2 pseudogenes are annotated in these 1,885 nt (G+C 58.9%); both read right to left on the bottom strand.

From position 1 onward, the window contains the following. Window positions 1-724: 724 nt before the first annotated feature. Window positions 725-1,111 (bottom strand): annotated as a pseudogene (locus OCW50_RS32965) (IS3 family transposase); the annotation flags it as partial. A gap of 58 nt (window positions 1,112-1,169) precedes the next feature. Further along, window positions 1,170-1,580 (bottom strand): annotated as a pseudogene (locus OCW50_RS32960) (ATP-binding protein); the annotation flags it as partial. Window positions 1,581-1,885: the final 305 nt, after the last annotated feature.

Below are 1,885 nucleotides of genomic sequence, written 5' to 3'. Positions count from 1 at the left end.
GAACGTCAGCACTCACGGTCGGGCGGAGCGACATGGAACCCTCCAGGTCTGGACCCAAGCCCCCACAGCTTGAACGCTGAGCCCACCTTAACCGCTCCACCGAATAACGAATTCGCCAGCAGTATCCTTTCCGAAGCAAGTCCAGTGAAACGGCGGGCGCCTTGACCATAGAAAAATTTGTGAGATGATCTTCCTGTCCATGCTCAGACTGCCTTGTAGCAAGGGACAAAGTCCCATGTGAAAACAGTTGTCAAACCGAGGGGACCAATCATGCGTGACGGATTTTATAGGGTTGACTACTCGGGCCGCGCTAACGTTGGTGCTGGGGCGTTCGCTCTCGTTCGTGGAAAGATCGCAGGCTTGGACGTAGGGGGCGTGACCTACACCGGAACCTACAGACCCGATGGAAACGATGTAGTCAGTAAGCTCCGTGCGAAAGCTCCCCCCAGCACAGCCTTTGTTACTGGTATGAATGCCGGACCGACAGGGATGGATTTCGAGGTGACCTTGCGGGTTCACAGCGATGGTATGCTGGACATCCAGTCGCCCATTGGGGCTATCCAAGGGCGCATGACACTTATCTCTCTGCTTTAGGCCTAGCAGGCGAAAAGGAGGCACGGCTGGGTGCTGCTCGGCGGCGCTCTGCTGGTCGTGTAATCCGCTAGCGGCGTCTGTCTTGGTGTCCCGCCGAGTTTGATCTTCCCCCGCTTGCGCGGACACTGGGTTAGCTCAATTTCCGCTCGGCCTGTTCGGGTGTGAGATACCCGAGCGCCAAGTGGATGCGCTGCCGATTGTAGTAGCTCTCGATATAGCCGAACAGGTCCCGTCGTGCCTCCTCGCGGGTCGTCCAACGATGCTGATGAACCAACTCGACCTTCAAGGAATGGAAGAACGATTCCATTGGGGCACAGTCATAGCAGCAGCCCGTCCGGCTCATCGATGGCTTGGCGCTCATGAGAGCCAGTTGCTGGGCATACGCCTCTGCCGCGTATTGGCTTCCACGGTCCGAATGGTGAATAAGCCCAGGGCCTGGTCGCTGCCGCTGGGCTGCCATGATCAGAGCGCCAAGGGTCAGCTCGGTGCGCATGTGATCGCGCATGGCCCACCCCACCTTTCAAGCGACATTCGGAACTAGACCCCTGGCGACAGATGGAACTAGACCCTCCGCATTAAGCTGATCCCTTCGGATCAGATACGGCAGCAGCCTTCAACAAACCGCTGCGACGTTTCTCCCGCAGGCGATAGCTGTCTCCCCGGATCATGAGCACATGGCTGTGGTGAAGCAGGCGATCCAAGATTGCCGTTGCCACGACAGCGTCTCCAAAAACCGATCCCCATTCGCCCACAGCGCGGTTGGACGTCACCAGCATCGCGCCTCGTTCATAGCGCCGGCAGACAAGCTGGAAGAACAGATGCGCTGCATCGGGCTCGAACGGCAGATACCCGAGTTCGTCGACAATCAGCAGCTTCGGTTTGGTATAGTGCATCAGACGCTCCTCAAGCCGTCCCTCGGCATGAGCCTTGGCCAACTGCGCCACCAGCGCGGGCGCAGGCACAAACAAGACCGTGTAGCCGGTAAGGCGCGGCGATCAGGGTGGAAGTTGAGCGGCAATCAGAATGAGAGGTGACGGTGCGATCCGTACGGATCGCACCGTCTGGCCGTCGCGGCCGACCGGGTAAGGAGTGGGGTTCTTCACGACCAAATGAGGAACCCAGCCTGTGCCCGGCCGCCACATCACCGACTGCCAGATGAGACTCTTGTATTTGATGGGCGTTGCGGGTCATTCCCACAGCATGAGGCCGGGATAGCTCGAATGAGACATAAGACAGAAGTCTGCGATGTAGATGGTGCGCCCGGCCTCACCACGCGCCCCAGCTGAGATCG

The organism is Microvirga sesbaniae (assembly GCF_025460805.1).
Taxonomy (GTDB): domain Bacteria; phylum Pseudomonadota; class Alphaproteobacteria; order Rhizobiales; family Beijerinckiaceae; genus Microvirga; species Microvirga sesbaniae.
This window is presented reverse-complemented; position numbering and strand designations above follow the sequence as displayed.